The organism is Streptomyces sp. NPDC127595, from assembly GCF_042671685.1.
In the GTDB taxonomy this organism is placed as follows: domain Bacteria; phylum Actinomycetota; class Actinomycetes; order Streptomycetales; family Streptomycetaceae; genus Streptomyces.
On sequence record NZ_JBHXWK010000006.1, the window covers coordinates 417,484 to 443,696 of the forward strand.

At 70.4% G+C, this 26,213-nt stretch carries 24 protein-coding genes; 14 read left to right on the forward strand and 10 right to left on the reverse strand.

The annotated features are described in order from the left end of the window. The first annotated feature begins 31 nt into the window (after positions 1-31). The 3 genes from ACFVKT_RS21795 to ACFVKT_RS21805 all read left to right on the forward strand — a co-directional run bounded on the left by ACFVKT_RS21795 (position 32) and on the right by ACFVKT_RS21805 (position 2,791). Positions 32-1,012, forward strand: a complete 981-nt coding sequence (locus tag ACFVKT_RS21795; RefSeq protein ID WP_385733868.1) for an ROK family protein — start codon at positions 32-34, stop codon at positions 1,010-1,012. After that, positions 1,012-2,157, forward strand: coding sequence for an N-acetylglucosamine-6-phosphate deacetylase (gene nagA, locus ACFVKT_RS21800; protein WP_385733870.1), 1,146 nt, complete (start codon positions 1,012-1,014; stop codon positions 2,155-2,157). The genes ACFVKT_RS21795 and nagA overlap by 1 nt, the downstream gene beginning before the upstream one ends. 394 nt (positions 2,158-2,551) lie before the next feature. Further along, a complete protein-coding gene (locus tag ACFVKT_RS21805; protein ID WP_385733872.1) occupies positions 2,552-2,791 on the forward strand; it encodes a hypothetical protein in 240 nt (79 codons plus the stop codon). A gap of 115 nt (positions 2,792-2,906) precedes the next feature. Here the strand turns inward: ACFVKT_RS21805 and ACFVKT_RS21810 are convergent, their stop codons facing one another. Then, positions 2,907-3,917: a CBM35 domain-containing protein gene (locus ACFVKT_RS21810; protein WP_385733874.1), complete on the reverse strand. Its 1,011-nt coding sequence runs from the start codon at positions 3,915-3,917 to the stop codon at positions 2,907-2,909. A 131-nt stretch (positions 3,918-4,048) separates the two neighbouring features. Continuing rightward, entirely contained in the window at positions 4,049-5,794 is a 1,746-nt protein-coding gene (gene cdgB, locus ACFVKT_RS21815) for a diguanylate cyclase CdgB (protein WP_385733876.1), read from the reverse strand. A gap of 610 nt (positions 5,795-6,404) precedes the next feature. On the opposite strand from cdgB, the gene ACFVKT_RS21820 reads away from it, so the two are divergent. After that, positions 6,405-6,914, forward strand: a complete 510-nt coding sequence (locus ACFVKT_RS21820; RefSeq protein WP_385733878.1) for a flavin reductase family protein — start codon at positions 6,405-6,407, stop codon at positions 6,912-6,914. Between the two features lie 16 nt (positions 6,915-6,930). Here ACFVKT_RS21820 and arfB read toward each other — a convergent pair whose 3' ends face one another. After that, on the reverse strand, positions 6,931-7,359 hold the full coding sequence (gene arfB, locus ACFVKT_RS21825; protein ID WP_385733880.1) for an alternative ribosome rescue aminoacyl-tRNA hydrolase ArfB: 429 nt from the start codon (positions 7,357-7,359) through the stop codon (positions 6,931-6,933). Between the two features lie 215 nt (positions 7,360-7,574). Between arfB and ACFVKT_RS21830 the strand changes: the two genes are divergently transcribed. Both ACFVKT_RS21830 and ACFVKT_RS21835 read left to right on the forward strand, forming a co-directional pair. Further along, entirely contained in the window at positions 7,575-8,150 is a 576-nt protein-coding gene (locus ACFVKT_RS21830; RefSeq protein ID WP_385733881.1) for a TerD family protein, read from the forward strand. Between the two features lie 195 nt (positions 8,151-8,345). Beyond that, entirely contained in the window at positions 8,346-9,308 is a 963-nt protein-coding gene (locus ACFVKT_RS21835; protein ID WP_385733882.1) for a GNAT family N-acetyltransferase, read from the forward strand. 8 nt (positions 9,309-9,316) lie between these two features. Here ACFVKT_RS21835 and ACFVKT_RS21840 read toward each other — a convergent pair whose 3' ends face one another. Continuing rightward, complete coding sequence (locus tag ACFVKT_RS21840; RefSeq protein ID WP_385734229.1) at positions 9,317-10,810, reverse strand: M1 family metallopeptidase; 1,494 nt, start codon at positions 10,808-10,810, stop codon at positions 9,317-9,319. A gap of 7 nt (positions 10,811-10,817) precedes the next feature. Here ACFVKT_RS21840 and ACFVKT_RS21845 point away from each other — a divergent pair, with 7 nt between their 5' ends. Further along, entirely contained in the window at positions 10,818-11,318 is a 501-nt protein-coding gene (locus ACFVKT_RS21845) for a hypothetical protein (RefSeq protein WP_385733883.1), read from the forward strand. Positions 11,319-11,473: 155 nt separating this feature from the next. Here ACFVKT_RS21845 and ACFVKT_RS21850 read toward each other — a convergent pair whose 3' ends face one another. Continuing rightward, on the reverse strand, positions 11,474-12,154 hold the full coding sequence (locus tag ACFVKT_RS21850) for a pentapeptide repeat-containing protein (protein ID WP_385733885.1): 681 nt from the start codon (positions 12,152-12,154) through the stop codon (positions 11,474-11,476). Between the two features lie 132 nt (positions 12,155-12,286). Here ACFVKT_RS21850 and ACFVKT_RS21855 point away from each other — a divergent pair, with 132 nt between their 5' ends. Together ACFVKT_RS21855 and ACFVKT_RS21860 are read left to right on the forward strand one after the other, a co-directional pair. Next, a complete protein-coding gene (locus ACFVKT_RS21855; protein WP_385733887.1) occupies positions 12,287-13,450 on the forward strand; it encodes an FAD-dependent oxidoreductase in 1,164 nt (387 codons plus the stop codon). Positions 13,451-13,489: 39 nt separating this feature from the next. Further along, complete coding sequence (locus ACFVKT_RS21860) at positions 13,490-14,473, forward strand: zinc-binding dehydrogenase (RefSeq protein ID WP_385733889.1); 984 nt, start codon at positions 13,490-13,492, stop codon at positions 14,471-14,473. Between the two features lie 85 nt (positions 14,474-14,558). Here ACFVKT_RS21860 and ACFVKT_RS21865 read toward each other — a convergent pair whose 3' ends face one another. From ACFVKT_RS21865 to ACFVKT_RS21880, 4 genes are all read right to left on the reverse strand, one after another. After that, positions 14,559-15,047 (reverse strand): GNAT family N-acetyltransferase, encoded by a 489-nt coding sequence (locus tag ACFVKT_RS21865; protein ID WP_385733891.1) that lies wholly within the window; start codon positions 15,045-15,047, stop codon positions 14,559-14,561. Positions 15,048-15,118: 71 nt separating this feature from the next. After that, on the reverse strand, positions 15,119-18,337 hold the full coding sequence (locus tag ACFVKT_RS21870; protein WP_385733893.1) for a Tat pathway signal protein: 3,219 nt from the start codon (positions 18,335-18,337) through the stop codon (positions 15,119-15,121). Between the two features lie 200 nt (positions 18,338-18,537). Then, positions 18,538-19,935, reverse strand: a complete 1,398-nt coding sequence (locus ACFVKT_RS21875; protein WP_385733895.1) for an NAD(P)/FAD-dependent oxidoreductase — start codon at positions 19,933-19,935, stop codon at positions 18,538-18,540. Between the two features lie 10 nt (positions 19,936-19,945). Then, positions 19,946-20,593, reverse strand: coding sequence for a rhomboid-like protein (locus ACFVKT_RS21880; RefSeq protein WP_385733897.1), 648 nt, complete (start codon positions 20,591-20,593; stop codon positions 19,946-19,948). Positions 20,594-20,605: 12 nt separating this feature from the next. Here ACFVKT_RS21880 and ACFVKT_RS21885 point away from each other — a divergent pair, with 12 nt between their 5' ends. Then, positions 20,606-21,433, forward strand: a complete 828-nt coding sequence (locus ACFVKT_RS21885; protein ID WP_385733899.1) for an aminoglycoside phosphotransferase family protein — start codon at positions 20,606-20,608, stop codon at positions 21,431-21,433. A 144-nt stretch (positions 21,434-21,577) separates the two neighbouring features. Here ACFVKT_RS21885 and ACFVKT_RS21890 read toward each other — a convergent pair whose 3' ends face one another. Beyond that, complete coding sequence (locus tag ACFVKT_RS21890) at positions 21,578-22,381, reverse strand: SGNH/GDSL hydrolase family protein (RefSeq protein WP_385733901.1); 804 nt, start codon at positions 22,379-22,381, stop codon at positions 21,578-21,580. 275 nt (positions 22,382-22,656) lie between these two features. Here ACFVKT_RS21890 and ACFVKT_RS21895 point away from each other — a divergent pair, with 275 nt between their 5' ends. The 4 genes from ACFVKT_RS21895 to ACFVKT_RS21910 all read left to right on the forward strand — a co-directional run bounded on the left by ACFVKT_RS21895 (position 22,657) and on the right by ACFVKT_RS21910 (position 26,119). After that, a complete protein-coding gene (locus ACFVKT_RS21895) occupies positions 22,657-23,340 on the forward strand; it encodes a TetR/AcrR family transcriptional regulator (RefSeq protein ID WP_385733903.1) in 684 nt (227 codons plus the stop codon). Positions 23,341-23,447: 107 nt separating this feature from the next. After that, positions 23,448-24,650 (forward strand): cytochrome P450, encoded by a 1,203-nt coding sequence (locus ACFVKT_RS21900; protein WP_385733905.1) that lies wholly within the window; start codon positions 23,448-23,450, stop codon positions 24,648-24,650. A gap of 55 nt (positions 24,651-24,705) precedes the next feature. Further along, a complete protein-coding gene (locus ACFVKT_RS21905; RefSeq protein WP_385733907.1) occupies positions 24,706-24,903 on the forward strand; it encodes a ferredoxin in 198 nt (65 codons plus the stop codon). A 1-nt stretch (position 24,904) separates the two neighbouring features. Continuing rightward, on the forward strand, positions 24,905-26,119 hold the full coding sequence (locus tag ACFVKT_RS21910; RefSeq protein WP_385733909.1) for an NAD(P)/FAD-dependent oxidoreductase: 1,215 nt from the start codon (positions 24,905-24,907) through the stop codon (positions 26,117-26,119). Positions 26,120-26,213: the final 94 nt, after the last annotated feature.

Genomic DNA, 26,213 nt, shown 5'->3' on the forward strand with positions numbered 1-26,213 from the left:
TCTTCCGGGTTGACGGGCCACACTGTCCCTCGTGAGACATGTCATCGCCCTCGATGTGGGCGGCACCGGGATGAAGGCCGCCCTCGTCGGCGCCGACGGCGAGCTCCTCCACCAGGCGCGCCGGGCGACCGGCCGCGAACGCGGGCCCGACGCCGTCGTCGAGGGCATCCTCGGCTTCGCGGCCGAGCTGCACGCGTACGGCGAGCAGCACCTCGGCGTGGGAGCCGCGGCGGCCGGTGTCGCCGTCCCCGGCATCGTCGACGCCGAGCGCGGACTGGCGGTGTACTCGGCCAACCTCGGCTGGCGCGACGTACCCATGCGCGAACTGCTCGGCACCCGGCTCGGCGGCGTACCGGTGGCGCTCGGGCACGACGTGCGCACCGGCGGGCTCGCGGAGGGCCGGATCGGCGCGGGGCGGGGAGCGGACCGCTTCCTCTTCGTGCCGCTCGGCACCGGCATCGCGGGCGCGATCGGCATCGGCGGCAGCGTGGAGGCGGGCGCGCACGGCTTCGCGGGCGAGATCGGCCACATCGTCGTACGGCCCGGGGGCACCCCGTGTCCGTGCGGCCAGCGCGGCTGTCTGGAGCGGTACGCGTCCGCCGCGGCCGTCAGCCAGGCCTGGGCGGCGGCCTCCGGGGACCCGGACGCGGAGGCGGCGGACTGCGCGAAGGCCGTCGAGTCCGGTGACGAGCGGGCCGTACGGGTCTGGCTCGACGCCGTCGACGCGCTCGCCGACGGGCTCGTCACCGCGCTCACCCTGCTGGACCCCCGCACGCTGATCATCGGTGGCGGTCTCGCCGAGGCCGGGGAAACCTTGTTCACACCGCTGCGGGCCGCGGTCGAGCGGCGCGTGACCTTCCAGAAGCTCCCGTCCATCGTCCCCGCGGCCCTCGGGGACACGGCCGGGTGCCTCGGCGCCGGACTGCTGGCCTGGGACCTCCTGACCACCACTGCCCCTGTTGAACCCGCTGACCCCATTGACCCCACTGACCTCTCGGAGGTAACTACCTGATGGCCACTAGCAAGGTTTTCGCCGGTGCACAGGTGGTACTGCCCACCGGGATCGTGGACGGCGGCCGCGTGATCGTCGACGGCGCGCGGATCGTCGGGAGCGCTCCCGCGGATGCCGAGACGGTCGATCTGTCCGGCCACTGGCTCGTTCCCGGGTTCGTCGACCTCCACAACCACGGCGGGGGCGGCGCGTCCTTCACCTCCGGCACGGTCGAGGAGGTCCTCAAGGGCATCCACACCCACCGCCTGCACGGCACCACCACGACCGTCGCCTCCACGGTCACCGGCGACATGGACGGCCTCGCCCAGCGCGCCGGGCTGCTCTCGGAGCTGGCGGAGCAGGGCGACCTCGCGGGCATCCACTTCGAGGGCCCGTTCATCTCGCCGTGCCGCAAGGGCGCACACTCCGAGAAGCTGCTGCGCGACCCGGACCCGGCGGAGGTCCGCAAGCTGATCGACGCGGCGCGCGGCCACGCCCAGATGGTCACCCTCGCCACCGAACTGCCGGGCGGCATCGACTCCGTACGCCTGCTGGCCGAGCACGGGGTGATCGCGGCGATCGGCCACACGGACGCGACGTACGAGCAGACGGTCGAGGCCATCGAGGCGGGCGCGACCGTGGCGACGCACCTGTTCAACGCGATGCCTGCGCTCGGTCACCGCACGCCGGGCCCGATCGCGGCCCTGCTCGAGGACGACCGCGTGACCGTCGAGCTGATCAACGACGGCACGCACCTCCACCCCGCCTCCCTGGAGCTGGCGTTCCATCACGCGGGCCCCAACCGGGTCGCGTTCATCACGGACGCCATGGACGCGGCCGGCTTCGGCGACGGCCGCTACATGCTCGGCCCGCTGGAGGTCGAGGTCGCGGAAGGCGTCGCGCGCCTGGTGGAGGGCGGCTCGATCGCGGGCTCCACACTCACGCTGGACCGCGCCTTCAAGCGAGCGGTCACCGTCGACAGGCTGCCGGTCGAGGACGTCGTGGCGGCCCTCTCCGCCAACCCCGCCCGCCTCCTGGGCCTCTACGACAAGGTGGGCTCCCTGGAGCCCGGCAAGGACGCCGACCTTGTCATCCTCGACTCCGCCTTCGAGCTCAAGGGCGTGATGCGCAGGGGCGAATGGGTGGTGGATCCCCGACTGGGCTGATTCGCCGCCCAGGTTGCCGGGTTCGATGGTCGAGGGTGGCCGGCGTGATCCTCACTGTCACGCTGAACACCGCTCTCGACGTCACCTATCGCACCGGTCCCCGCACCCCCATGCATGGCAACGGGTCACCGAGGTGTCCGAACTCCCGCTGCCGGAAGGAAAAACCCTCCAAAACTCAACATGAACTAGTAATGTCATGCACATGAAGCCCACTAGGTCACAACTCCGAAGAACTGCTCAGCTGACAGGCACTGCCCTGGGTGCTCTGATTCTGACGGTAACTACCTCAAGCTCCGCCCAGGCCAACCCTACGCAAGCAGAATGCGCGACTACTGGTGCGTGGGGATACGTCTATTCGGACTGGTACGGAGCTGACACCCGGATCGACTTCAACATGACCTACATGGACAACCTGGCCGATGGGCACCACGCCAGGGCTCGGCTGGTCACCACCGACGTCAATGGCGTAAGAAAGAACTGGCCGTGGCGTTACGACTACACCGGCTCCGGCGATGACGCCATCAGCGTGACCTCCTATGCCACGAACAGCTCAGGCATCTTCGGCTGGGGCATACAAGTTGCCAGGTACGAGGGGGATACCTACCTGAACTCGTGCACGGATTGGGCAGTCTGATCTGACAGAGCGAGGGTCACGGCAACGTCGTTGCCGTGACCCTCGCTCTGTCAGATCCTTGCCAGAAGTCGCGGACATCGTGTCCGACGCTCCCTCACGCCAAGGTGCGGACGGGCTACTTCCACCCTGCTTCAAGCCACACCCGGTCAAGGTTGGCGTCGCACTGATTGCCCTGCTCGCACGAGATCTTGATGACGTTGGTGCCCTTGTTGAGGGTGATGTTCCCCCAGGTGTTGGTCCAGCCCTTCTCGTAGTCACCCTCTGCGGCGTTCGCGAAGTTCTTCATGTTGAGCGGGCGGGTCTGGGCCGTGCCGTTGACCGTGAGTGTGGCGTTGGCGTCCTTGCCGGGCACTCCGTAGTCGAGGTACAGCGTGTACTTGCCTTCCTCGGGGATACCACTCACGTTCCAAGTCACGGATGCTCCGACCTGGTTGAAGTTCGTCACGTAGACGCCACCGTCGGCCTTGGCGCCCTTGATGGCAGAGGCCGTGGTGGCACCTACCAGGTTCAGGACCTTCGCGTCGGCCTTCGGCAGCTCGGCCGCGGGCTGCTCGCCGGCGGACTCGCTCGGCGACGCGCTCTGCGAGGCCGACTGCGTCGGACCGGCCTCGTTGGTGGCGCCCTTGTCGTCGTCGCCGGAGTCGCTGCTGAGCATGGCGACGCTGATGCCGATGACGACGGCGGCGACCACCGCGATCGCGCCGATGAGGAGGCCCCTGGTGTTCGGCCCGTTCGATCCGCGGCCACGCCCGCCACCGTCGCCGACCGGCGCGTGCCGGGTGGTGGGCGCGCCGCCGGGGACGGTCTCGGGCGCCGCGTAGTTCGCGTTCTGCTGGCCGTAGCCCTGCTGCTGCGGGATCTGCTGGCCGTATGCCGGGGGCTGACCGTACGCCGCCGGCTGGCCGTACTGCGCGGTCGGGGCCTGCTGACCGTACGCGGCCTGGCCGCCCTGCTGAGGTCCGTTACGACGCTCGCCGACCGCACGCACCCGGTTCACCGAGCCGGGGTAGCCGTAGCCTCCGCCTCCACCGGGCGGGGTGGCTCCGTTGGCCTGGCCGTCCTCGTACAGATAGCCGAACGGGTCATCGTCCTCGGGCGTGCTCGCGCCGTTGTTGCCGGGCGTCATCCCTTGGTCTCCTAGCGGGGTGCGGTACAGATGCGGACGGTGCAGATTCACTGCACGGATGAATGGCGAGCCTACCCGGTCTCGCTGGGCCAAACGGGTGCCCTCACCGCGTCACCCCACTGACCTGCAACTTATCCGGCTCGGCGATGCGCTTTGGGACGAGACCGTTTCTCGATGTACATCCGCTCGTCCGCGGACTTCAGCACCTCGTCCGCCGTCATCCCGCAGTGCGCCCACCCGATGCCGAAGCTGGCGCCCACCCGGACGGCACGGCCGTCGACCCTGATGGGCGGAATGATCGCGTTCCGCAGCCGTACGGCGAGGTCCTGCGCGTCGGCCCGGCCGAGCCCGTCGGCGAGCACCACGAACTCGTCGCCGCCGAGCCGGGCGACCGTGTCGCCGTCCCGGACGACATGGGTGAGCCGGCGCGCGACCTCGATGAGAACCGCGTCACCCGCGTTGTGCCCGAACCGGTCGTTGATCGACTTGAAGCCGTCGAGGTCGCAGAAGAGGACCGCGAGCCCCTTGGCGCCGTCGTCCGTCTCGCCCTCGGGCGCGATGGTGTGCACGTGGTGGTCGAAGGCGTCGTACGCCTCGGAGCTGGGCCACGGGTCGAAGGCGTGCCCGTTCCCATTACCGTTCCCGCTGTAGGCGAGCTCCCCGTTGCCGTTCCCCTCGTACGGGCCGTGCTCGCCGCTCGGGAGCGCCCCCGTGGCGGACTGCTGCTGCCCGTGCGTGTAAGCCGCGTCGAGGGACTCGATCGCGCCGGGGGGCAGCGCCGCAGGGCGCTGACAGAGGCGGGAGCTGAGCCGGGAGCGCAGTTCGGCGGAGTTCGGCAGGCCGGTGAGGGAGTCGTGGGAGGCGCGGTGGGCGAGCTGGAGCTCTCGGCGCTTGCGGTCCTCGATGTCCTCGACGTGGGTGAGCAGGAACCGGGGGCCGTCGGCGGCGTCCGCGACGACCGAGTTGCGCAGTGACACCCAGACGTACGTGTTGTCGCGGCGGCAGAGCCTCAGCTCGGCGCGGCCGCCCTCCGCCGAGGTCCGCAGCAGTGTGCCGATGTCCTCGGGGTGGACGAGGTCGGAGAAGGAGTAGCGGCGCATCGCGGAGGCGGGGCGGCCGAGCAGGCGACAGAGCGCGTCGTTGGTCCGCAGGATCCGGCCGTGCTGGTCGCCGCCCATCTCCGCGATCGCCATGCCGCTCGGCGCGTACTCGAAGGCCTGCCGGAAGCTCTCCTCGCTGGCCCGCAGCGCCTGCTGCTCCCGCTCCAGGCGGACAAGTGCGCGCTGCATATTCGCTCGTAGACGCGCGTTGCTGATGGCGATGGCGCCCTGGAACGCGTACATCTGGAGCGCCTCGCGCCCCCACGCGCCGGGATGCCGCCCGTTGCGCGGCCGGTCCACGGACAGGACACCGATCAGCTCGCCGCAGCCGCTGCCGGAGACACCGGGGCTGTACATCGGCGCGAAGAGGCGGTCGGCGGGGTGCCACTCGTCCTCGAAGCGGGGCGCGGGACCGTCGGTGTACCACTGCGGTACGTCGTCCTCGTCGAGGATCCAGCCCTCGGAGTGGGGTATGAACCGCAGATCGCCCCAGGCCTCACCCATGGTCAGCCGGCGGTCCCAGGAGGCGCGGGAGCCGACACGGCCGGTGATGAGTGCCTCGGCGGCGGAGTTGCCGGCGAACGCGGCGACGACGAGGTCACCGTCCGGGCGTACGAGGTTGACACACGCCAGCTCGTACCCGAGGCCGGTCACCACTCCGTCGGCGACGGTCTGCAGCGTGTCCGCCAGGCTGCGGGCGGTGTTCATGTCCGCCATCACCGTGTGCAGTTGCCGCAGGGTCGCAAGACGGACGTAGGGCTCCGACTCGGTCTCCATTCGCCCTCCCCTCGAGACCTCGCAGCAACTCCAGGGTTCCCTTGGCGTACCTGGTTTTCTTCGACCTACCGCTTGGTAGCTTCTCGCGTAGCGTCCCAGTCACTGAATCACAGCGCGCTGCTCACTCGGTACACAGGGTCAACAAAATATGGCTCCTGTGACTCAAGTCACAGCAGAACGTGAACAATTGAGTGGGGTTTCTGCATTTTCTCCATGCACCTATTGAGCGCATATTGGAGAGCTGTGCACACGCTGTGCGCGATTGTGTCTGTTGCGTGCCGCGGGGGTGTGGCGGCGGGTGTCCGGGGCCGGTTCTCGGTCGGCGGATCACGGGTGGTCCACCGGTGATCAACCGGTGGTCCGTCGGTGGTCCGTCGGTGGTCCGTCGGTGGTCCTAGGACCTGGCTCGGGCCGGGGACCGATGTGCGGCCCCGAGGTCGGAGACTAGCGTTTCGGCGTGCCGAACACTCCCCCCGCGGCTCCTCCCGCGGCTCCCCCAGTCGCTTCCCCGGTCGCTTCCCCGGTCGCTCCCCCGGTTGCTTCCCTTGTCGCTCCCGCCGCCGCGTCCCCCACTGCTCCCGCGCGTGCCGCTCCCGTGCATGCTGAGGGGGTGAGCAACGACGAGTTCCGCGCCGCCATGTCCCGGCTGTCCGCCGGCGTGGTCCTGGTGACCGCGCACGAGCCCGCGCTGGACCCGGAAGGGCCGGGCGGCGAGGACGTCGGCATGACGGCGACGGCCTTCATGTCCGTCTCCCTGGACCCGCCCCTGGTCATGGTCAGCCTGCGCGACGGCTCCCGTATGGACGACCTGCTCGCCGAACAGCCCCTGTGGGCCGTCTCCGTGCTCTCCGAGAGCCAGCGCCACATCGCGGGCCGCTTCGCCATGAAGGGCCGCATCAGCGACCGTCTCCTCTTCGAGGACATCCCGTACGTCCGCGGAAAGGCGTCCGGCGCGCTCCTGGTGGGCGGCTCCCTGGCCACCCTGGAGGTCCGGACCGAGCAGCGGGTGGCCGCGGGTGACCACACCCTCGTCATCGGCCGCGTACTGACGGCGGCGGTGCCGAGCGCGGACGGCGGCCCGCTGACGTACTTCAAGGGCAGGTACCGGCAGTTGGGCTGAGCCCGGGTCGGTGGCCTTACCCCCAGTCGCGTCCGTTGCGGCCGCGCTTGGTGTCGGAGCGCTGCTTCTTCTCGCGCAGCCGCCGTTCGTTGATCCCTCGTGGGATACGGGTCGCCCGGCGCGGCTTGGGCGGGGGCGCGGAGGCCTCGGCGAGGAGGGAGGCCAGCCGTACGGCGGCGGTCTCCCGGTTGCGCCACTGCGAGCGGTGCTCGGAGGCGCGGACGGTGATGACCCCGTCGACGAGCCGCCCGGCGAGCCTGTCGAGGGCGCGCTCCTTCCAGACGGGCGGCAGCGCGTTGGTCTTCGCGAGATCGAACCCGAGTTCCACCTGGGTGTCGCTCGTGTTGACGTGCTGTCCGCCGGGCCCGCCGGAGCGCGAGAAACGCCACAGGAGCTCGGCCTCGGGGAGGGCGACGGAGCCGCGAATGACGTAAGGACCGGACATGAGGTACATGGTCGCCCGGATGTCCGGTCCACGTCACCAGGTTTTCAACGGCACGCGCTCCCCCAGGTAGAGAAAGCAGGTAAAGAAAGTAAAGCGGGCAGGAACCTTCGGTACCCCTCGTGGCGTTCTTACGGGTAGCTGTAGCTTCGTGCCCGTACGAAGCCCAAACGTACGAGCACGGTGCGCGTACGCAACGAGGGAAGGGACTCCCAACAATGGCTGTAAGCCTGTCCAAGGGTGGCAACGTCTCGCTCACCAAGGAGGCTCCGGGCCTGACCGCCGTCACCGTGGGCCTCGGCTGGGACGTCCGCTCCACCACGGGTACCGACTTCGACCTCGACGCCTCCGCGATCGCGGTCAACCCCGAGGGCAAGGTCTACTCGGACAACCACTTCATCTTCTTCAACAACAAGCAGACCCCGGACCAGACGATCGTCCACACCGGCGACAACCGCACGGGCGAGGGCGCCGGCGACGACGAGGCGATCAACGTCAACCTGGCGGGCCTCCCCGCCGACGTCGACAAGATCGTCTTCCCGGTCTCCATCTACGACGCGGAGACCCGCTCGCAGAACTTCGGCCAGGTCCGCAACGCCTACATCCGCATCGTCAACCAGGCCGGCGGCACCGAGATCGCCCGCTACGACCTCTCGGAAGACGCTGCCACCGAGACCGCCATGGTCTTCGGCGAGCTCTACCGCAACGGCGCCGAGTGGAAGTTCCGCGCGGTCGGCCAGGGCTACGCGTCGGGCCTGACGGGCATCGCCCAGGACTTCGGCGTGAACGTCTGACGTCCGCCTGCGGCACACCAGCATCACCAACGGCCGCCCGCCCGGGGAGGATTCCCCGGCCGGGCGGCCGTGCCGCTTGCACACGGTTTCAGCCACCTCGACGCGCCGGCAGCGCGGCCCGGTCAGCAGCGGGCAGCAGCGCTGCCAGAACCGCTGTCAGAACCGCTGTCAGACCCTCGCCATAATCTGCCCCGCATGATCCTCGAAGGTCTCCCTGCCACCCCCGACATCCCGTCCCCCCTCCTCACCGAACTCACCGCCCTCTACGCCTCCAACCGCGACTTCCACGCCCTCAGCGGTGACTTTCCCGACCCGGACGACATCCGCCCGGAGCAGGTCGCGGCGGCGCTGGCCGAGGAGTTGGCGAACCCGGACGGGGAGGTGCTCCTCGCCCGCGATAGTGCCGGAGGGCGGCTCCTCGGGGTGGTGATCACCCTTGCGCGGCATCCCGATCCGGCCGATCCCGACCCTTGGATCGGGCTGCTCCTCGTGGATGGGGGCGAGCAACGCCGGGGGTACGGGCGGGAGTTGGCGGGGCTCGTCGAGGAGCGGTTCCGGGATGCGGGACGGGTCGCTGTGCGGCTGGCCGTTCTTGACAGCAATCCCGGTGGCCTCGCCTTCTGGACCGCCCTCGGGTACGAGGTCATCGGGCGGCGCGTGGACCGGCAACTCCGGCGTCCCTGCACGGTGTTGCGCAAGACGCTGCGCACCCGGCGCCCGGCGGCGCGCATCGCCGTTCTCGATCCCGACGGCTCGGTCTTCCTCTTCCGGCACGACAACGAAGAGGTGGGCGTCCACTGGGCGCTGCCCGGCGGCGGGCTCGAACCGGGCGAGAGCCCGCGCGAAGGGGCCCTGCGGGAGCTGCGCGAGGAGACCGGGTGGACCGATCTCACCCCCGGGCCACTGTTGTGCACGTGGGAACACGACTTCACCCGGGCCGGGGTTCCCGTGCGCCAGCACGAGCACATCTACGTGACACACGGACCGCGTCGCGAGCCCTGCTTCGGCGCCGATGCCAGCGCCATGCGCGCCGAGGAGGGAATCCTGGACTGGCGCTGGTGGACCCGGCGAGAGCTGGCCGACGCGACGGAGATCGTGTGGCTGCCCCGACTGGCTTACCTGCTGGACGAGTTGGACCATGCCACCACGTCCGGCTGAGAGGGCGGTCACGGCTTCGCCGGCTTCCCCTCCCCGTACAGCCAGTCCTCCCAGACCGGGCCGAAGTCGGCGTCCGGCGCGGACTTCTCCACGTATGCCGTGAAGTCGGAGGTGTCCGCGTTGCCGTGGCGGTGGGCGGCGGCCCAGCCCTGGATGATGTCGTAGAAGGTGTCGTCGCCGACGGTCTGCCGGATCTTGTGGAGGACCATCGCGCCGCGTTCGTAGACCGGGCTGTCGGAGAGGTGTGCGGCGCTGGAGGGCTTGGCGGGCGGGAAGGCCCAGACGGCCTCGTCGAGCTCCGGGTCGTCGAAGTAGTCACCCTTGTAGAGGGAGTTGAAGGTCTCCTCGGCGGTGTCGCCGTCGTGGTCCTCCTCCCACAGCCACTCCGCGTAGGTGGCGAAGCCCTCGTTGAGCCACATGTCCCGCCAGGTCTTCGGCGTGACGGAGTCGCCGTACCACTGATGGGCCAGTTCGTGGACGAGGAACCCGGTGTCCGGGGCGCCGGGGAAGACCGGGCGGTTCTGGGTCTCCAGGGCATAGCCCGCGTCGTCCTCGCGGTCGACGATCGCACCCGTCGAGGAGAAGGGGTACGGGCCGAAGTTGGCCTCCTCCCACTCCATGACCTCGGGGATGCTCGCGAGCACCTCCTTGCTCGCCTCGGCCTGCGTCGGGTCGACGGCGACGATCACCGGCAGGCCCTTCTTCGTCGTGGAGCGGGTGATGCCGTACCGGCCGATCGCGACCGTCGCCAGATAGCTCGCCATCGGTTCGGCGGTGTGCCAGGTGGCGGTCGTACGGCCGTTCAGGGTCGTCTCGTCCTTCAACTCGCCGTTGGAGACGGCCCGCAGGCCTTCGGGGACGGTGACCGTGATGTCGTACGAGGCCTTGTCGGAGGGGTGGTGGTTGCCGGGGAACCATGTCATCGAGCCGGTGGGTTCGCCGAGCGCGAGGGCGCCGTCCGCCGTGCGCAGCCAGCCCTCCTCCGAGCCGTCGGGGTCGGTGAGTGTCTCGGGGGTGCCGGAGTAGCGGACCGTCGTGCGGAAGGTGTCGCCCTTGTCGAGGTCGTCGTGCGGGCGCACGGTGAGCTCGTGGCCTGCGCGGTTCCAGCGGGCGTTCGCGGCGCCGGCCTTGCCCCCGCCCTCGCCCTCGCCCTCACCGTCGCCCTCGCTGGTGACGGTGACCTCGTCGACGTCCAGCCCTTTCAGGTCGAGGTTGAACGCGCTGAGGTCCTGGGTGGCCTTCGCCGTGATCTCCGCCGTCCCGGTCAGGTGCTCGGTCCCCGGGTCGTAGGCGAGGGTCAGGCCGTAGTGCGTGACGTCGTAGCCGCCGTTGCCCAGCTTCGGGAAGTACGGGTCGCGTACGCCGGAGGCGCCGGGCTTGCCCTGCACACCGCCGCTGCATGCGGTGAGCAGCAGGGCGATGGCCAGGGCAAAGGGCACCGCGGAGGGCCGGGTGGCGGAGGGTCTGGGCACGTCCGTGATCCTACGAGGGCGTGACACCATCATCTACGTGCTCGACATCGGCTACGCCCTCTCCAACCGCTTCCCCGACCCCCCGCAGACCGACTACCGCCGCGCGGACGTCCACGCGCTGCGTCACGACCTGTTCTGCGGGGACGTCTACCTCGCCGACACCAAGGCGGACCGGGAGCTGTCCACAGCCTGGGGATGGGTGCCGGTGCTCGACTTCGCGTGGGCGCTGTGCGACATCGTGGAGCAGGTCGACCGGGATCCGCGCGGGAGTCGGGCCTCGCGGCCGCAGCGGGCGGAGCTCGACTTCACCGAGTCGACGGACCGGATGCTCTTCGAGCGGCGGTTCGGGTGGGTGGATGTCGAGGCCGACTGGATGCGGGTCGAGGAGCCGCCGCTCACCTTCTCCCACGCCGAGCTTCGGCGCGAGGCGCGCGACTTTCTGCACGACCTGATCGCCGACCTCGTCGACCTCCATGAGGGGCTCCGCGACAATCCGGCGGTGTGGACGCTGGAGGCTCGCTTCCCTCGGGTGGTGTGAGGGGGCAGGGTCTGAGTTTTTTCGCCCCCTCCGCCCCTGCCCGTCCCGTACCTGGGGGCTGCCGCCCCCAGACCCCCGCTGTCGCGCTGAACGCGCTCGTCCTCAAACGCCGGACTGGCTGAAACGGGCGTAACCCCGGAAGTACGGGACGCCCTCTACTCCACCCGCACCCCCATCTCCGCCGCCAACACCGCCGCCAGATCCACCAGTTGAGCCGGACTGATCACCGCCCCCGCCAGCCGGTCCACCCCCCGCGCGATGGTGAACTCGGCGGCCCCCCGCAGGTCCACGTCCGTCAGCGTCACCCCCGTGAGATCCACTTCCTTCACCACACAGTCCACGAACTCCACCCGCTCGAGCCGCGCACCCCCGAAGTCCGGCTCCACCAGGACACACCCCTGGAAGACGACTTCCTTGAGGCGGGCCTTGCGCAGGTTCAGATAGTCGATCTTGCCGCCGCGCACCAGGACGCGCTCCAGTACGGAACCGTGCAACTGCACCCCGCCCAGCCGGGCGTCGACCAGCTCGACATCGCGCAAGGTCGACTCGGCGAGGTCGGTGCCCACGCCCCGTATGCCCGTCAGGACGGAGTCCAGCACGCGCGCGTGATGCAGCCGCGTCTCGTCCAGCGCACACCCGGTCAGCGCGCAGTCCATGAACCGAGCACCCCCGCCGTCCTGCCCGACGAAGTCGACGTCCCGGAAGTCGAGGCCGTCATAGTCCCCGTCGGGCTCCAGCCCCGCGCCGCCGTACGGCTCCAGGGGCGGCAACCGCACCTCCGGCCGCCGTGCTCCCTTGACCAGCTTCTTCGCCTCGCCCGCCGCTTTCCGCACCATGCCCCCATCGTGCACCCCGCCACTGACAACCGCCCCGACCTGCGTTTCCCCCTCTCCATGTCACATTCCGGCCGCTCGATCAGTCGTAACGGCAGAAGGGCAACGCCCCCGGAGCAGAGGGAGACCCCAGCCATGCCCCACATCACCGTCATCGGCGGCGGCTTCGCCGGACTCACCGCCGCTGTCAGCGCCGCCGAGACCGGTGCCAAGGTCACCGTGTACGAGGCCCACCACACGCTCGGCGGCCGGGCCCGCACCGCCGAGGGCCCCTACAAGACCAACGAAGGGCCGCACGCCCTCTACAGCGGCGGCCCGCACTGGACCTGGCTCAGGCAGCGCGACCTGATCGGTCCGCTCGCCCCGATCCCGGCTCTGGAAGCGGCCCGCCTCAGGCTCCACCACAGGGGCGCCCTCCGCCGTACCCCGCCCTTCGCGATGCTCAAGCTGCTGCGCCGTACGTCCCGACAGGCGCCCGTGGACGTCGACTTCATGACCTGGGCCACGGAACAGGCCGGCGAGGAGGGCGCCCGGGCGGCGGCGCACTACTCCGCCGTCGCCCTCTTCCACCACGACCCCGGCTCTCTCTCGGCCGCCTTTGTGCAGGAACGCCTGCGCCACGCCACGAAGTTGCCTCCGGAGGCGCACTATCCGAAGGGCGGCTGGGCGTCCGTCATCGACCGGATGGCCGCCCGCGCCTGGAATCTCGGCGTCCGGATGGAGACCCTGGCCAGGGTCGACGCGCTTCCCGAGGACGGCCCCGTCATCGTCGCCACCTCCCTCGACTCCGCCCGCCGCCTCCTCAAGGACGACTCGCTGACCTGGGCGAGCGGCCGTACCGCCCTCATCGACCTGGCCGTACGCACCCGGCGCGGCGACGCGTTCGCCGTCTCCGACCTGGACTCCCCCGGCTGGATCGAGAGGTTCACCGCGCAGGACCGGGGCCTCGCCCCGGCCGGCGAGCAGCTGATCCAGGGGCAGATCCCGATCGCCCCGCACGAGTCGCGGGCCGACGGCATCGCCCGCGCCGAGCACCTGCTCGACCTCGCCTTCGACGGCTGGCGGGAGCGCGTGACCTGGCGGCGCGAGGCCACCGCGAACGGCCGTACCGGCGCGGTCGACCTGCCCGGCACGAGCTGGCGCGACCGCCCCGCCATCGACCGCGGCGACGGCGTCTACCTCGCGGGCGACCAGGTCGCCGCCCCCGGCGTGCTCTCGGAGGTCTCCTTCAACAGCGCCCTCGAAGCCGTGACCCTGGCACTCAAGATCCGGCAACGACTTGACCTCAAGCGAGCTTGAGGTCAAAGACTGGGTACACAACGACCCGGAGGAGTTCCCATGCACGCCATCCGCCAGCACGCCTTCGGCCCGGCCGACAACCTCTCGTACGAGCGGACCGAGGACCCCGAGCCGGGGCCGGGCCAGGTCCGAATCGCCGTCGCCGCGGCGGGTGTTCACCTTCTCGACACCGCGATCCGGGAGGGCATCCGCGGCCCGCTCCCGCAGTTGCCCACCCTGCCCACGATCCCCGGCCGCGAGATCGCCGGCACCGTCGAGTCCCTCGGCGAGGGTGTCGCCGACCTCTGGCTCGGCAAGCGCGTCGTCGCCCACCTGGGTTTCGCCCCCGGCGGGTACGCCGAGCTGGCGGTCGTCGATGTCGACCGCCTCCACGAGATCCCCGGGAACCTGGACTTCGCGCAGGCCGTCGCGATGATCGGCACGGGGCGTACGGCGATGGGGATCCTGCAGTTCGCCGAGCTCGGCCCCGGCTCCGTGGCCGTGATCCCGGCGGCGGCGGGCGGTATCGGCACGCTCCTCGTGCAGTACGCCAAGCACGCGGGCGCCACCGTCATCGGGCTGGCGGGCGGCCCGGAGAAGGTGGCCCTGGTCCAGCGGAACGGCGCCGACCTGGCCGTCGACTACAAGGACCCGGACTGGCCGGAGAAGGTCCGCGCCTTCCTCGGTGGTACGAAGGCGACCGTCGTCTTCGACGGGGTGGGCGGTGCCGTGGCCCGCGAGTCCGTCGCCCTGCTGGGCCCCGGCGGCACCCACCTCGTCTTCGGCTGGTCCGGCGGGGGCCTGCACGAGGGCGGCGCCCCGCTGCTCGTCGAGGGCGTCTCCCAGGAGGTCCTGGGGGTCGCAATGATGCGGAAGGCGGGCGGCCCCAACCCCGTCCACACCCTGGAGCTCCGCTCCCTCGCCGAAGCCGCCGCAGGCCGCCTGACCCCGGCCGTCACCCGCTTCCCACTCGCCGAGGCTGCGGCAGCCCACCGCGCCCTGGAGAACCGGGGCACGATCGGCAAGGTGGTACTGGAGCCCTGAGCGCCGGCGAGAGTCAGTTCCCCGAGCCCGGAACCGTGAGCCACGGTAGGTCCCCCGAGCCCGAGCTTGGAACCGTGAGCGGAAGTCAGTCCCCCGCCCCTGATCCCGAACCCAGCTTCGCGAGCGCACCGTCCGTCAGCCGGTACACCGTCCACTCGTCCTGCGGCCGCGCGCCCAGCGCCTCGTAGAACTCGATCGACGGCTGGTTCCAGTCCAGCACCGACCACTCCAGCCGCTCGTACCCGCGCTCCACGCAGATCCGCGCCAGCTCGGTCAGCAACGCCTTCCCGTGCCCGCCGCCCCGCACCTGCGGCCGTACGTACAGGTCCTCCAGGTAGATCCCGTGCACCCCGCGCCACGTCGAGAAGTTCAGGAACCACAGCGCGAACCCGACCACCTCCCCCGCCGCGTCCTCGGCGACATGCGCGAACGCGGCCGGCCGCTCCCCGAACAGCGCCTCCCGCAACTGCTCCTCGGAGGCCCGCGCCTCCTCCAGCGCCTTCTCGTACTCGGCGAGTTCGCGCACCAGGGCGTGGATGACGGGGACATCGGCGGGGGTGGCTGGACGAATCATGGCGGCAGTGTCACATACGGGTGCGGGGCGGGACCCAGGAAGGCCCCGCCCCGCACCCGCCGGTGACCGCGTCAGCGGGCGACCGCCTTCGTCGCCTTGCTCAGGGCCGAGCCGTCCTTGTGACCGGTGCGGTGCGCGATCACCTTGACAGTGATCTTCTTGCCGGCCTGGGCCGACTTCAGGACCAGCGTGGACTTGGTCGCACCGGCGATCGTCTTCCCGTTCGCGTACCACTGGTACGAGTACGAGGTCGCCGCCGGGCTCCATGTGCCCTTGCCCGCCGTCAGCTTCTTGCCGACCTTCGCCGTGCCGCTGATCACCGGCGTCTTCGTCGCCTTCGGAGCGGCACCCTTGGCGACGGTCACCGCCGCCGAGGTCGCCGAGCCGCTCTTCCAGCCGCTCTTGACGGCCGTGACGGTCACGGTCAGCTTCTTGCCGAGGAGTGACGCCGGGATCGTGTACGAGGAGGCCGTTGCCCCGGCTATCGCGGTGCCGTTCGCCTTCCACTGATAGGTGTACGACGAGGGGGCGGCCGACCAACTCCCCGTCGTCGCCGTGACCTTGACGCCGACCGCCGACGTGCCGGTCACCTTGGGCAGGGCGGTGTTCTTCAGCTCGGGCTGGGTCACGGTGAAGGTGCCGTGCTGATACTCCCAGCCGCGGGTGAGCACGCTGACCGACCAGACGCCGGTGGCCGCGCCGGTCAGGTCGAGGGTCGCCGTGGCCGTGCGGTTGTCGGCGGACACCGACTCCGTCTTCGCGGTCACCGTCCTGCCGCTCTGGCTGAGCCGGACCGTGGTGTCCGCGCCGAGCGCGGTGCCGGTCACGCTGAGCGTGACCTTGCCGCCGCCGGCACCCGTGCCGGGGCTCACCGCGGTGACGGTCACGTCCTCGGTGCCGCACTGGACGAACGAGCAGCTCAGCTTGGCGCTGTAGGAGGTGCTGGACGCCTTCTCCGGCAGGCCCAGGAGGAACACGGTCGGGGCGCTCTCGGAGGCCCCGCCGGATACACCGCACTCGTAGCCGGACGAGCTGTTGAAGCAGCCGTTGGTCCAGGAGGACGCGGTATAGAGGGCGGGCACCGCCGTGGTGGTGGCGCCGGTGGTGTCCTTGATGTCGGCGGTGAAGTGGTCGGAGCTCGCCGTGGGCAGCGCCGCGCACACGGCGGTGTGCGACTCGTCGAGGGTGCCGGTGACAGGACCGTACCCGTACGCGACGGAAGGGACCTCGGTGCACTCGGGCGCCGGTCCGTCGGCGGTGGCGATGCGCAGGGCGTCCAGGTGGTAGGCGGGCGCGGCCTTCAGGGTGGCCGGGGTCTGCACGAGCACCTGGTGGGTGGTGGATCCGGTGACCGCGCAGGAGCGGTTGCGGAACGAGCACTCGGTGACGCCGTCGCCGCCCAGGACCGCGATGTTGGCGGTGCCCAGCGCGTCCCGCACGTCCACGTGCACGACGTCGGTCGCGGCGTCGGTGGTGACCTGGTGGCAGCGCAGGGTGCCCGGAACGTCGTACGAACCGGCCACGGAGGGACCGCCGACCTTCGCGGCAGCCGTCTTCAGACAGCCCGAGGAGGAGGCGCTCGCGGTCACGTCACGCCGGGTCAGCGTGTATGTGGCGGCCTTGTCCCGGCCGGTGACGAGCACCGTGTGAGCCTTGCCCGGGGTGAGGCCGCAGATCGTCCAGCCATTGGTGGTGGCGGCGCGGTCGCAGACGCGCTTGCCGGTGGAGTCGACCACGGAGAACCCCGCGGTGGTCGTGCCGGACGTGGCCACGAGCTGGAACACCTCCGAGCCGGTGTGGGCGTCGGCGGGAATGCTCAGGCACTGCGAGAAGACCCCGCCGCCCGTGGTCAGCGTGGCCTTGGCACCGCCGTCGGCATAACTTCCGGCAGGCAGTACGGGGCAGTCGCTCTCGACGTCCGTGCGGTGCAGGGCCACGGAGTAGGGACCGGTGGGGGTGACGCCGTCGTCGGAGTGCACGAGGGCGCGGTAGGGGGCGGTGCCCGTGAGGGCGCAGTCGCCGTACGCGAGCTCTCCCGCGTCGCACTGCGCGGTGCCGTCGCTGTCGAGCACCTCCACCGTCGCGTCGACCGGGGTGGAGCCGAGCGGGGTGAGTGCCGCGATCACGGCGCCCTGCGGAGCGGCCAGCTCCAGGCAGTCGTACTGCCCTGCCGTGCTCAACTCTCCCTGGTGAACGCCCATCCCGGTCTCCACGCAGCCCTCACCGGAGGCACGGTCGAGGACGATCAGCCCGGCGCGGGAGTCACTGAAGGGGTACGAGCCGTCCAGGACGGCGGTGTAGGTACCGGCGGCCGGCAGCCGGCACGGGTCCGTCTCCCGGCACACGGTCATGCCGTCGGCGTCGTACACCTGGACCGAGCTCGTCTCCCCGCTCTCGTCGACGTCGTGGACGACATACGAACCGGCCTTGTCGGCGGTGAACGTGAAGCAGGGGTTGGTGCCGAAGTCCTGCGGTTCCAGGGGGCCATAGGGCCGCACGGGCGCGGTACGGCAACCCTGCGGGTCGTCCAGCCGGCGGACCTTCACGGCGAACTCGGCGGGAAAGCCCCGCTCCCCGTACGAGACCTGGGACAGCACCCGGTAGGGGCCGTCGCCGGACAGCACACAACTGTCCTCGCCGTCCTCGGGGAAGTGCGGGCAGATCCGGGCGCCGGTCTCGTCGGTGATCCACGCGATGTCGTCGCCGTACACCTTGGTTCCGTGGGTGAGCCGGACGCGCTCACCCGCCTCGCCCTCGAACGGCTGGCAGTCGATCTCGACCGGGCTCACCGACGTACGGCTCACGGTCGGCAGGTCCCAGCTCGTGCCTGTCGTGTCGGCACAGCCCTGCGTGGAGCCGAGCGGGACGACGGTGACGGCCGTCTGCGCGTCTCCCCAGCCGTTGTTGATCACCTTCACGGTGTAAGTGCCGGCCGTGGGCAGGTCGCACCAGCCCTTGGCGTAGAACTCCTCGTCGTAGCAGTCCACTTCAGCGCCGTCGGCGGAGAGGACCTGCGTGTACGCCTCGTTGGAGCTGTCGTCGAGTGAGACCAGGTGCAGGCCCGCAGCGGTGGCCGTGACGGTGAAGCAGGCGCTGCCGTCGACCGCGACGGTGGCCTTGCCGATCGCCTCGCCCGGGTCACCGAACGGCGCGGTGGCGAGCGGCGCGCACTCGGCGTCCGCCGCCGGTTCCACCGCTCGGGCCGAGCCCGTGCCGGTCGACGTCAGCAGCGCGACGAGGACGGTCAGCGCGAGCAGCAGCACCGAAGCGGGCGTGCGTCTCGCGGACATGCGGGCACGCGGACAGGGTTCGGGCATCTGATTCCCCCGGATAGGTCGAGCCCCCCGGCTCGATGGTCAATGAAGCGATGCTCGCACACAGGTGCGACAGAGCACTCATGAGTATCGGGGGACAGCAGATGCCCTACGAGCCGTGCGGCTGTGCCTTGCAAGCCGTGCGGTGTGCTCTACGAGCCGAGCGGCCCGAGTCGTCAGTGCCGCCCCGCCACCCGGTCCGCCGCCCGGGCCAGTCGCGACGACTCCGCGCTGTGCGTGGTCAGTTCGCGTCGGTCGGCCGTGCGGTAGGTGGCGTACATGCCGTGGACGCCGATCCAGCGGAAGGGCTCCGGCTCCCACTTGCGGACCTTGTGGTCGACCCAGGGCAGGCCGGTCAGTTCCGTCTCGCCGGACTGTCCGGAGTCGCGCTGGACGAGGTCGCGCAGGGTGCGGGCGGCGAGGTTGGTGGTGGCGACGCCGGAGCCGACGTAGCCGCCGGCCCAGCCGAGGCCCGTCGAACGGTCCAGGGTCACCGTGGCGCACCAGTCGCGGGGCACGCCCAGGACGCCGGACCAGGCGTACTCCACGCCCACGCCGGCCAGCGAGGGGAAGAAGCGGACGAGGATCTCGCGCAGTGCCTCGACGGTCGCGGGCTGCGTACGGCCGTCGTTGTCGGTGCGCGATCCGAAGCGGTACGGGACTCCGCGGCCGCCGAGCGCGATCCGGCCGTCGGCGGTGCGCTGGGCGTACATGTAGGCGTGCGCCATGTCGCCGAGGGTCTCGCGCCCCTCCCAGCCGATGGTCTCCCACTGCTCGGCGGTCAGCGGCTCGGTCGCGATCATCGACGAGTTCATGGGCAGCCAGGTCCGCTTCTGCCCCTTGAGCGAGGCCGTGAAGCCCTCCGTGCAGCGCAGGACGTAGGGTGCGCGGACCGTGCCGTACGGAGTCACCGCGTGCTTGGGCCGGATCTCGGTGACCGGCGTCTGCTCGTGGATGGTGACGCCGAGCGCCTCGACGGCGGCGGCCAGCCCCTTGACCAGCTTCACGGGGTGCAGGCGCGCCCCGTGCGGCGTCCAGGTGGACCCCACCGCGTCCGCGACCCGGATGTGCTCGGCGGTCGCCACCGCGCCGTACAGCTCGCGGTCCTTCTCCCCGTACGACAGCTCGTGCTCGTGGAAGGCCTTCAGACGGGCCAACTGGGCGGGCGTGTAGGCCACTTCGAGGACGCCGCCCTGATGGATGTCGGCGTCGATCCCCTCGGCCGCGGCGACCCGCACCACCTCGCCGACGGTCTCGTTCATGGCCTGCTGAAGGCGTACGGCCGCCTCCTTGCCGTGCAGTTCCGCATACCGGTCGCGCCCCGCGATGCCGTTGTAGAGCCAGCCGCCGTTGCGCCCGGAGGCGCCGTATCCGCAGAACTTCTGCTCCAGGACGGTGATCCGGAGGAAGGGCGCCGCCTTCTTCAGGTAGTACGCGGTCCACAGTCCCGTGTAGCCGCCGCCGACGATGACGACGTCCGCGGAGGCGTCACCGGGCAGGGGCTCACGCGGCGCGGGGAAGCCGTCGTCGGCATACCAGAAGGAGATGCCGCCATTGACCGTGCTGCTGCTCATGGCGGGGACGTTAACGCCTGAGGGCGGCCAGTGTCTCCTTCGGATTCCATGCTTTTCCGCGCCCTCTGACCAGCGGATAGCAGGCCAGACCGATCAGCACCGAGGTGAAATGTCCGAGATCGGTGAAGGTGCGGCCGGTCGCCAGCGGCACCCCGTACACCAGGAGCACGACCGCCAGGTACGGATACCGCCAGGGCGCCGCGATCCGGTACGTCAGCACCGCGATCACCCCCGCCAGCGCGTAACTCACCCCGATGTCCAGAGTGTTGACCGCCGACTGCGGCGCCATCCCGTGCCGGATCGCCAGCAGCAGCGCCCCCTCACTGATCAGCGTCGCCAGGACGTGCGCGGCCACACAGACCGCCAGCCACCGAGCGGTACCGAGCCAATGCTCCGCCTGCGCGTGAAAAACGGTGTACAGAAAGGCGTACGGCAGCCAGTACCCGCCGTCGATCCACATCGCACTGGAGAAGAGCACCCGGATCGGGTTGCTCGACAGTTCGTGGATGTTGGTGGACCGCTGTCGCAGGAATTCCTGCTCGAACGCCGGCGACATCTGGTGCACGGCCACGGTCGTGACGAAGAGGATCAGCAGCCAGATGTACGTTCCCGGGGCACGGCTGATGTACGACCAGGCGGCGCGCGGAACTCGACTCATGGGGTGATTGTGATGGTGCGGGACGTCCGGCTGCTGGAACGGGGGGCGGAGTTTCTGGAGCGGTGGGGGCTGCGGCAGGAGGGGCGGCCGATGAGCGGGCGGGTCTCGGTCGTGCTGCCGGTGGTGTGCGGCGACGGGACACGGGCCGCCCTGAAACTCCAGGACCTCGACGACGAGACGGCGGGCGAGCCGCTCGCGCTGCGGACCTGGGACGGCGACGGTGTCGTACGACTGCTGGACGACGACCCGGACACCGGCACGATGCTCCTGGAACGGCTCGACGAGGACCGCCCGTTGGCCGCCGTACCGGACGTGATGGAGGCGACCGCGATCCTCGCGGACCTGCTCGCCCGGCTGACATCCCTGCCGGCGCCGGCGGAGCTGCGGCGGCTCGGAGACCTGACGGCGGACATGTTCGACCGCCTGCCGGCGGTACTGGCGGCGCTGACCGACGAGGACGACCGCCGACTGCTGCGGAACTGCGCCGCCGCACTGCGCGAGGTCGCCGACGAACCGGGCGGCCGCCTCCTGCACTGGGACCTGCACTTCGAGAACATCCTCGCCGCCGACCGCGAGCCCTGGCTGGTCATCGACCCGAAACCCCTCGCCGGAGACCCCGCCTTCGACCTGCTCCCCGCCCTCTGGAACCGCTTCGGAGAGGGCCGCCTTCTCCGCCGCTTCGACCTGCTGACGGAAACCCTTGGCACGGACCGCGAGCGCGCCCGTGCCTGGACCCTGGGCCGAGTCCTCCAGAACTCCCTGTGGCGGGTGGAGGCGGGGCAGGGCCCGGACATCCAACAGACGGCGATCGCGAGGACGCTGCTGGCTCGGCGGCACTGAGGCGGCGTCGCGCCGGCCGGACACCGGCAGAGCAGTGGGGGGGGGGGGGGGCCCCCCGCCCCCCCCCCCCCCCCCCCCGGGGGGGGGGCGGCCCCCCCCGGGGGCCCCCCCCCCCCACCCGGTATCTCTATGCGGGCTGCCGGGTCATCCGGTCAGGGAGTTCAACGCCGCGAGATAGCCGTCGCGGTGACCCGCGACATTCGGGTGGTAGGACTCATTGATTTTGTCCCATTCCAGGCTGGTCAGCCAGACGGTGCCGGTTGAGCAGATGGTGTGCGGGTCGAATACCGGCCGGGCGTCCAGAAAGGTGAAACCGGCCTCCGCCGCACGGGCGGACATGACACCTGCCAGAGTGTCGGCCGCCGAGTTCACAGCCGTGCGTTCGGTGTCACTCAGTCCGAATATGCCGCAGGTCCCGCTGATGGTGTAGAAGCGCGGATAACCGACGACGATGACTCGCGCATTGGGTGCCTTGGCCCGCACCGCCGCGTACGTCTGCGCCAGCGAGGCCGACAGAGTGGTCTGGGTGGCCTGCTTCGCCGTCTCGACGGCGTTGACGCAGTCCCGGTCGTCGATGGTGAGGACGCAGGTCGCCAGCACATCGACGAAACCGACATCGTTGCCACCGACCTGAAGCGTCACCAGCGTGGTGTCCGCGGTCAGTTGGGGAACCTGTGTGCTGATCACGTCGGCCGTGGTCGCACCGGAGCACGACGCCTCCACGAAGGCGACCGAGGGGTGCTGGGCCGCCCACAGCCGGGAGTAGGTCAGCGGGCCCCGTCTGCACACGTCGTTGACGGCGTCGTCGTACGTCCGAGTCCCGGGGGCGACGGCGTACGAGTCACCCAGAGCCACGTACTTGCCGTCGGCCGCCTGGGCGGAACTCGATATCGTGACCGCCCCGACGAATGCCAGCAGGACGGTGAAAAGTACCCTTAATGAACGCACGGAAATACCTCTCCATGGCAGATGAATTAACCCCCATGAATAGCAGTTCAGGACGTCCTCGCGCTGCCGCGTCCATGAAGATGTGATGACTCGAGAATTCACCGTGACGTTGGTTTGGCAGCACCGGGCCCGGAATCCCCACCCTTGCCTGAAAGGTCCGTTCGAACGGGTTGATGCCAATTTCCGCCGCACGGAAATCAAGGTCCTCAGCCGGATCCGGTCCCGGTTGGAGCCCCGACGGGTCATGGATGATGTGCGGGTCGGAAGGAGAAGTCATGGCGGGGGAGCCGAAGGCCCGTACGCCCAATCGCTGGGGCGAGGGGGGCAAGCTGCGGGAGGAGATCCTGCTCGCGGCGGAGCGACTGCTCGGGGAGGCCGGGCGCGAGGAGGCCCTGTCGCTGCGGGCCGTGGCCCGGGAGGTCGGGATCGCGCCACCCAGCATCTACCTGCACTACAAGGACCGCGCCGAACTGGTCGCGACACTGATGGAGAAGGCGTACGGGGAGTTCACCGCGGAACTGCGCGCGGTGGGCGAGCGGCACCCGGCGGATGACCCGGAGGGCGCGCTGCGGGCGATGGTCCAGTGGTACGGACGGTTCGCACTGGAGAACCCGGCGCGCTACCGGCTGATGTTCGGGGTCGAGCAGTCCGCGCTGCCGGTGGAGCGGCTGGCCGGGCACCCCGTGATGAAGCTGGTCAACGTGTGGGCCCGGGCCTTCGCGGCCTGCGGGTTCGAGCTGGAGCCCGACCCGTGGGGCGACGCCCGCGCATCCCGCGCCAGGTCCGCGGGCGGCACGGAGGGAACCCCCGCCCCGATGTCCGCCGACCGCCGCGGAGCCCTGCTGTGGACCGCGCTGCACGGAATCACCACGCTGCGGGTCGCACTGCCCGTCCATCGGACCGCGGATGACGTGCCGGCCCTCGCGGACGATCTGGTGACCGCACTCTTGGCCGGATAGCGACCTTGCCTTGGCAAACGAGGGAGTAGTCTGACGACAGGTGCCTAACACTGTTAGCCAACTGGTCCGAGGAACCACACGCTCACCAGAGCCTGGAGGTACTTGCCTTGCCCGACACCGGTCTCGCACCCCCCACACTGCCCACCGACCGGGGCACTTCCCCCCTTGATCCGCCGGGCGAATACGCCCACTGGCGCACCGAGGGACCGATCCGCAAGATCGCCCTCCCCCACGGACCCGTCCACTGGCTGGTGACCCGCTACGACGACATCCGGTCCGTACTCGCCCACCCCGCGGCAAGCTCCGACATCACCCGCGAGGGCTTTCCCACCCCACGCCCGGGCAACGTGACCCGGGCCCCCGGCTTCTTCATCTCCATGGACGACCCGGACCACGCCCTGTTCCGGCGCATGCTGACCCGCACGTTCATGCTCAAGAACGTCGAGTCGATGCGTCCCCGGCTGCAGCAGCTCACCGACCAGCTCCTCGACGAACTGGCCGGGCAGCCCCAGCCCGCCGACCTCATCGAGAACTTCGCGCTGCCCTTCCCCTCGCTCGTGATCTGCGAACTGTTCGGTGTGCCCTACTCCGAGCGGGAGGTGTTCCAGCAGAACTCCAAGGTGCTGGTCGACCTCACCTCCACCCTGGAGGCGGCCACCGCGGCCCGCGACGCGATCATGGACTATCTGCTCGGGCTGTTGAAGGAGAAGAACCGCAACCCCGGAGACGACCTGTTCAGCGAACTCGTCGTGCGGCGGATCCGGACCGGCGAACTCACCCCCGAACAGGCCGCGGGCATGGGCACCCTGCTGCTGGTCGCCGGGCACGAGACCACGGCCAACATGATCGGCCTGTCCACCGTCGCGCTGCTGCGCAACCCCGACCAGCTGCACCACCTGCTCGCCGAGCCCGAGTCGGTGCCCACCGCGGTGGACGAACTGCTGCGCTATCTGACGATCGTGCACAACGGCCTGCGCCGGATCGCCCTCGAGGACTTCGAGGTCGCCGGAGTCACCGTCAAGGCCGGCGACGGCCTGGTGATCCCGCTGCAGTCGGCCAACCGCGACCCCGCCGTCTTCGACCTGCCCGACGAACTCGACCTCAGCCGCGCCGCCCGCAACCACCTCGCCTTCGGCTACGGCATCCACCAGTGCCTGGGCCAGCCCCTCGCCCGCGCCGAACTGCAGATCGCACTGCCCACGCTCTTCCGGCGCTTCCCCGACCTGAAGGTGGCAGTCCCCCACGACGAGATCGCCTTCCGCCGGCAGACCGGCGTCTACGGCATCTCCGAACTGCCCGTCACCTGGTGAAGAACCCCACCGCGACTCGGTGAAGAACCCCACCCCGAAAGGACCCACCCCCCACATGAAGATCGAGATCGACGAGGACAAGTGCGTGGCCGCCGGACAGTGCGTGCTCGCAGCCGACGACGTCTTCGACCAGCGCGACGAGGACGGCATCGTCGTAGTGCTGGACGGAACACCTCCCGAGGACCGGTACGAAGCCGTACGGGAAGCGGCGCAGCTCTGCCCCGCCCTCGCCATCACCCTCCGCGAGGAGTGAGATGACGACGTCCGGACGAGTGGTCGTCGTCGGGGCCTCGGCCGCCGGACTGACGACCGCCCAGAGCGCCCGCACCCAGGGCCACACCGGCGAGATCGTGCTCATCGGGGAGGAACCCGAGGAGCCGTACGACCGGCCCCCACTGTCCAAACAACTCCTCAGCGGCGACTGGGAGCCCGACAGACTGACCCTGCGGCCCCGCGCCGACCTCGACGAACTCGCCCTCGACCTGCGGCTCGGTGTGCGGGCGAGCGCCGTGGACACCGCGGCACGGACCGTGGCCCTGGCCGACGGCTCCTCCCTCACCTACGACGCCCTGGTCATCGCCACCGGAGTGACACCCACACGCCTGCCCTTCGGACACGACCTGGACGGCGTCCACGTCCTGCGCGGCCTCGGTGACGCTCTGCGCCTCCGCACAGAACTACGCACCGCCCGCCGGCTCGTCGTCATCGGCGCCGGCTTCCTGGGCGCCGAGGTCGCCGCCGTCGCCCGCGGCCTGGGTGTCGACGTCACCCTCGCCGACCCGCAGCCGCTGCCGCTGCTCCGGTCGCTGGGCACCGAGATCGGCGGCATGCTGGCCGACGTACACCGCGCCAACGGCGTCGACGTGCGCTGCGGTACGGGCGTACGGGCGCTGCACGGGCAGGCGGGACGGGTCCACGAGGTCGAACTCGACGACGGCACCACCGTGCCCGCCGACATCGTCCTCGTCGCCATCGGCTCGAAACCCGAGGTCGGCTGGCTGGCCGGCTCCGGCATCCCGCTCGGCAACGGCGTGCTGTGCGACGAACACGGCCGGGCCCTGCCCGGAGTCTTCGCCGCCGGCGACGTGGCCGCCTGGCGCGACCCCCGCACCGGCCGCCACCACCGGGTCGAGCACCGGATGACGGCCACGGACCACGGCCGGATCGTCGGCCGGGCACTCACGGGATCCCCACCCACACATTCCCCCCTGATCCCGTACTTCTGGTCCGACCAGTACGACCTCAAACTCCAGTCGTACGGCCTCCCGAGCGCGGACCGCGAGTTCACCGTGGTCGAGGGCTCCCTCGCGGAACGCCGCTTCGTGGCCGTCTACGGCGGCACCGAGGGCGAGGACAACACCGTCCGCGCGGTGGTGGGCACCGGCATGCCACGCCAACTCCGCACCTGGCGCCAGGCGGTGGCGGACGCGGCGCCCTGGCCTCAGCCGGCGAGCACGGGCCCGTACTGATCGGAAAGAGAGACAGTCCGTCTCCGTTTCCTGCGCGCCCGCGTGCTGTTCGGTGGACGGGCCGTGGGCACTTTCGGTACGCACCCCGGCCCGT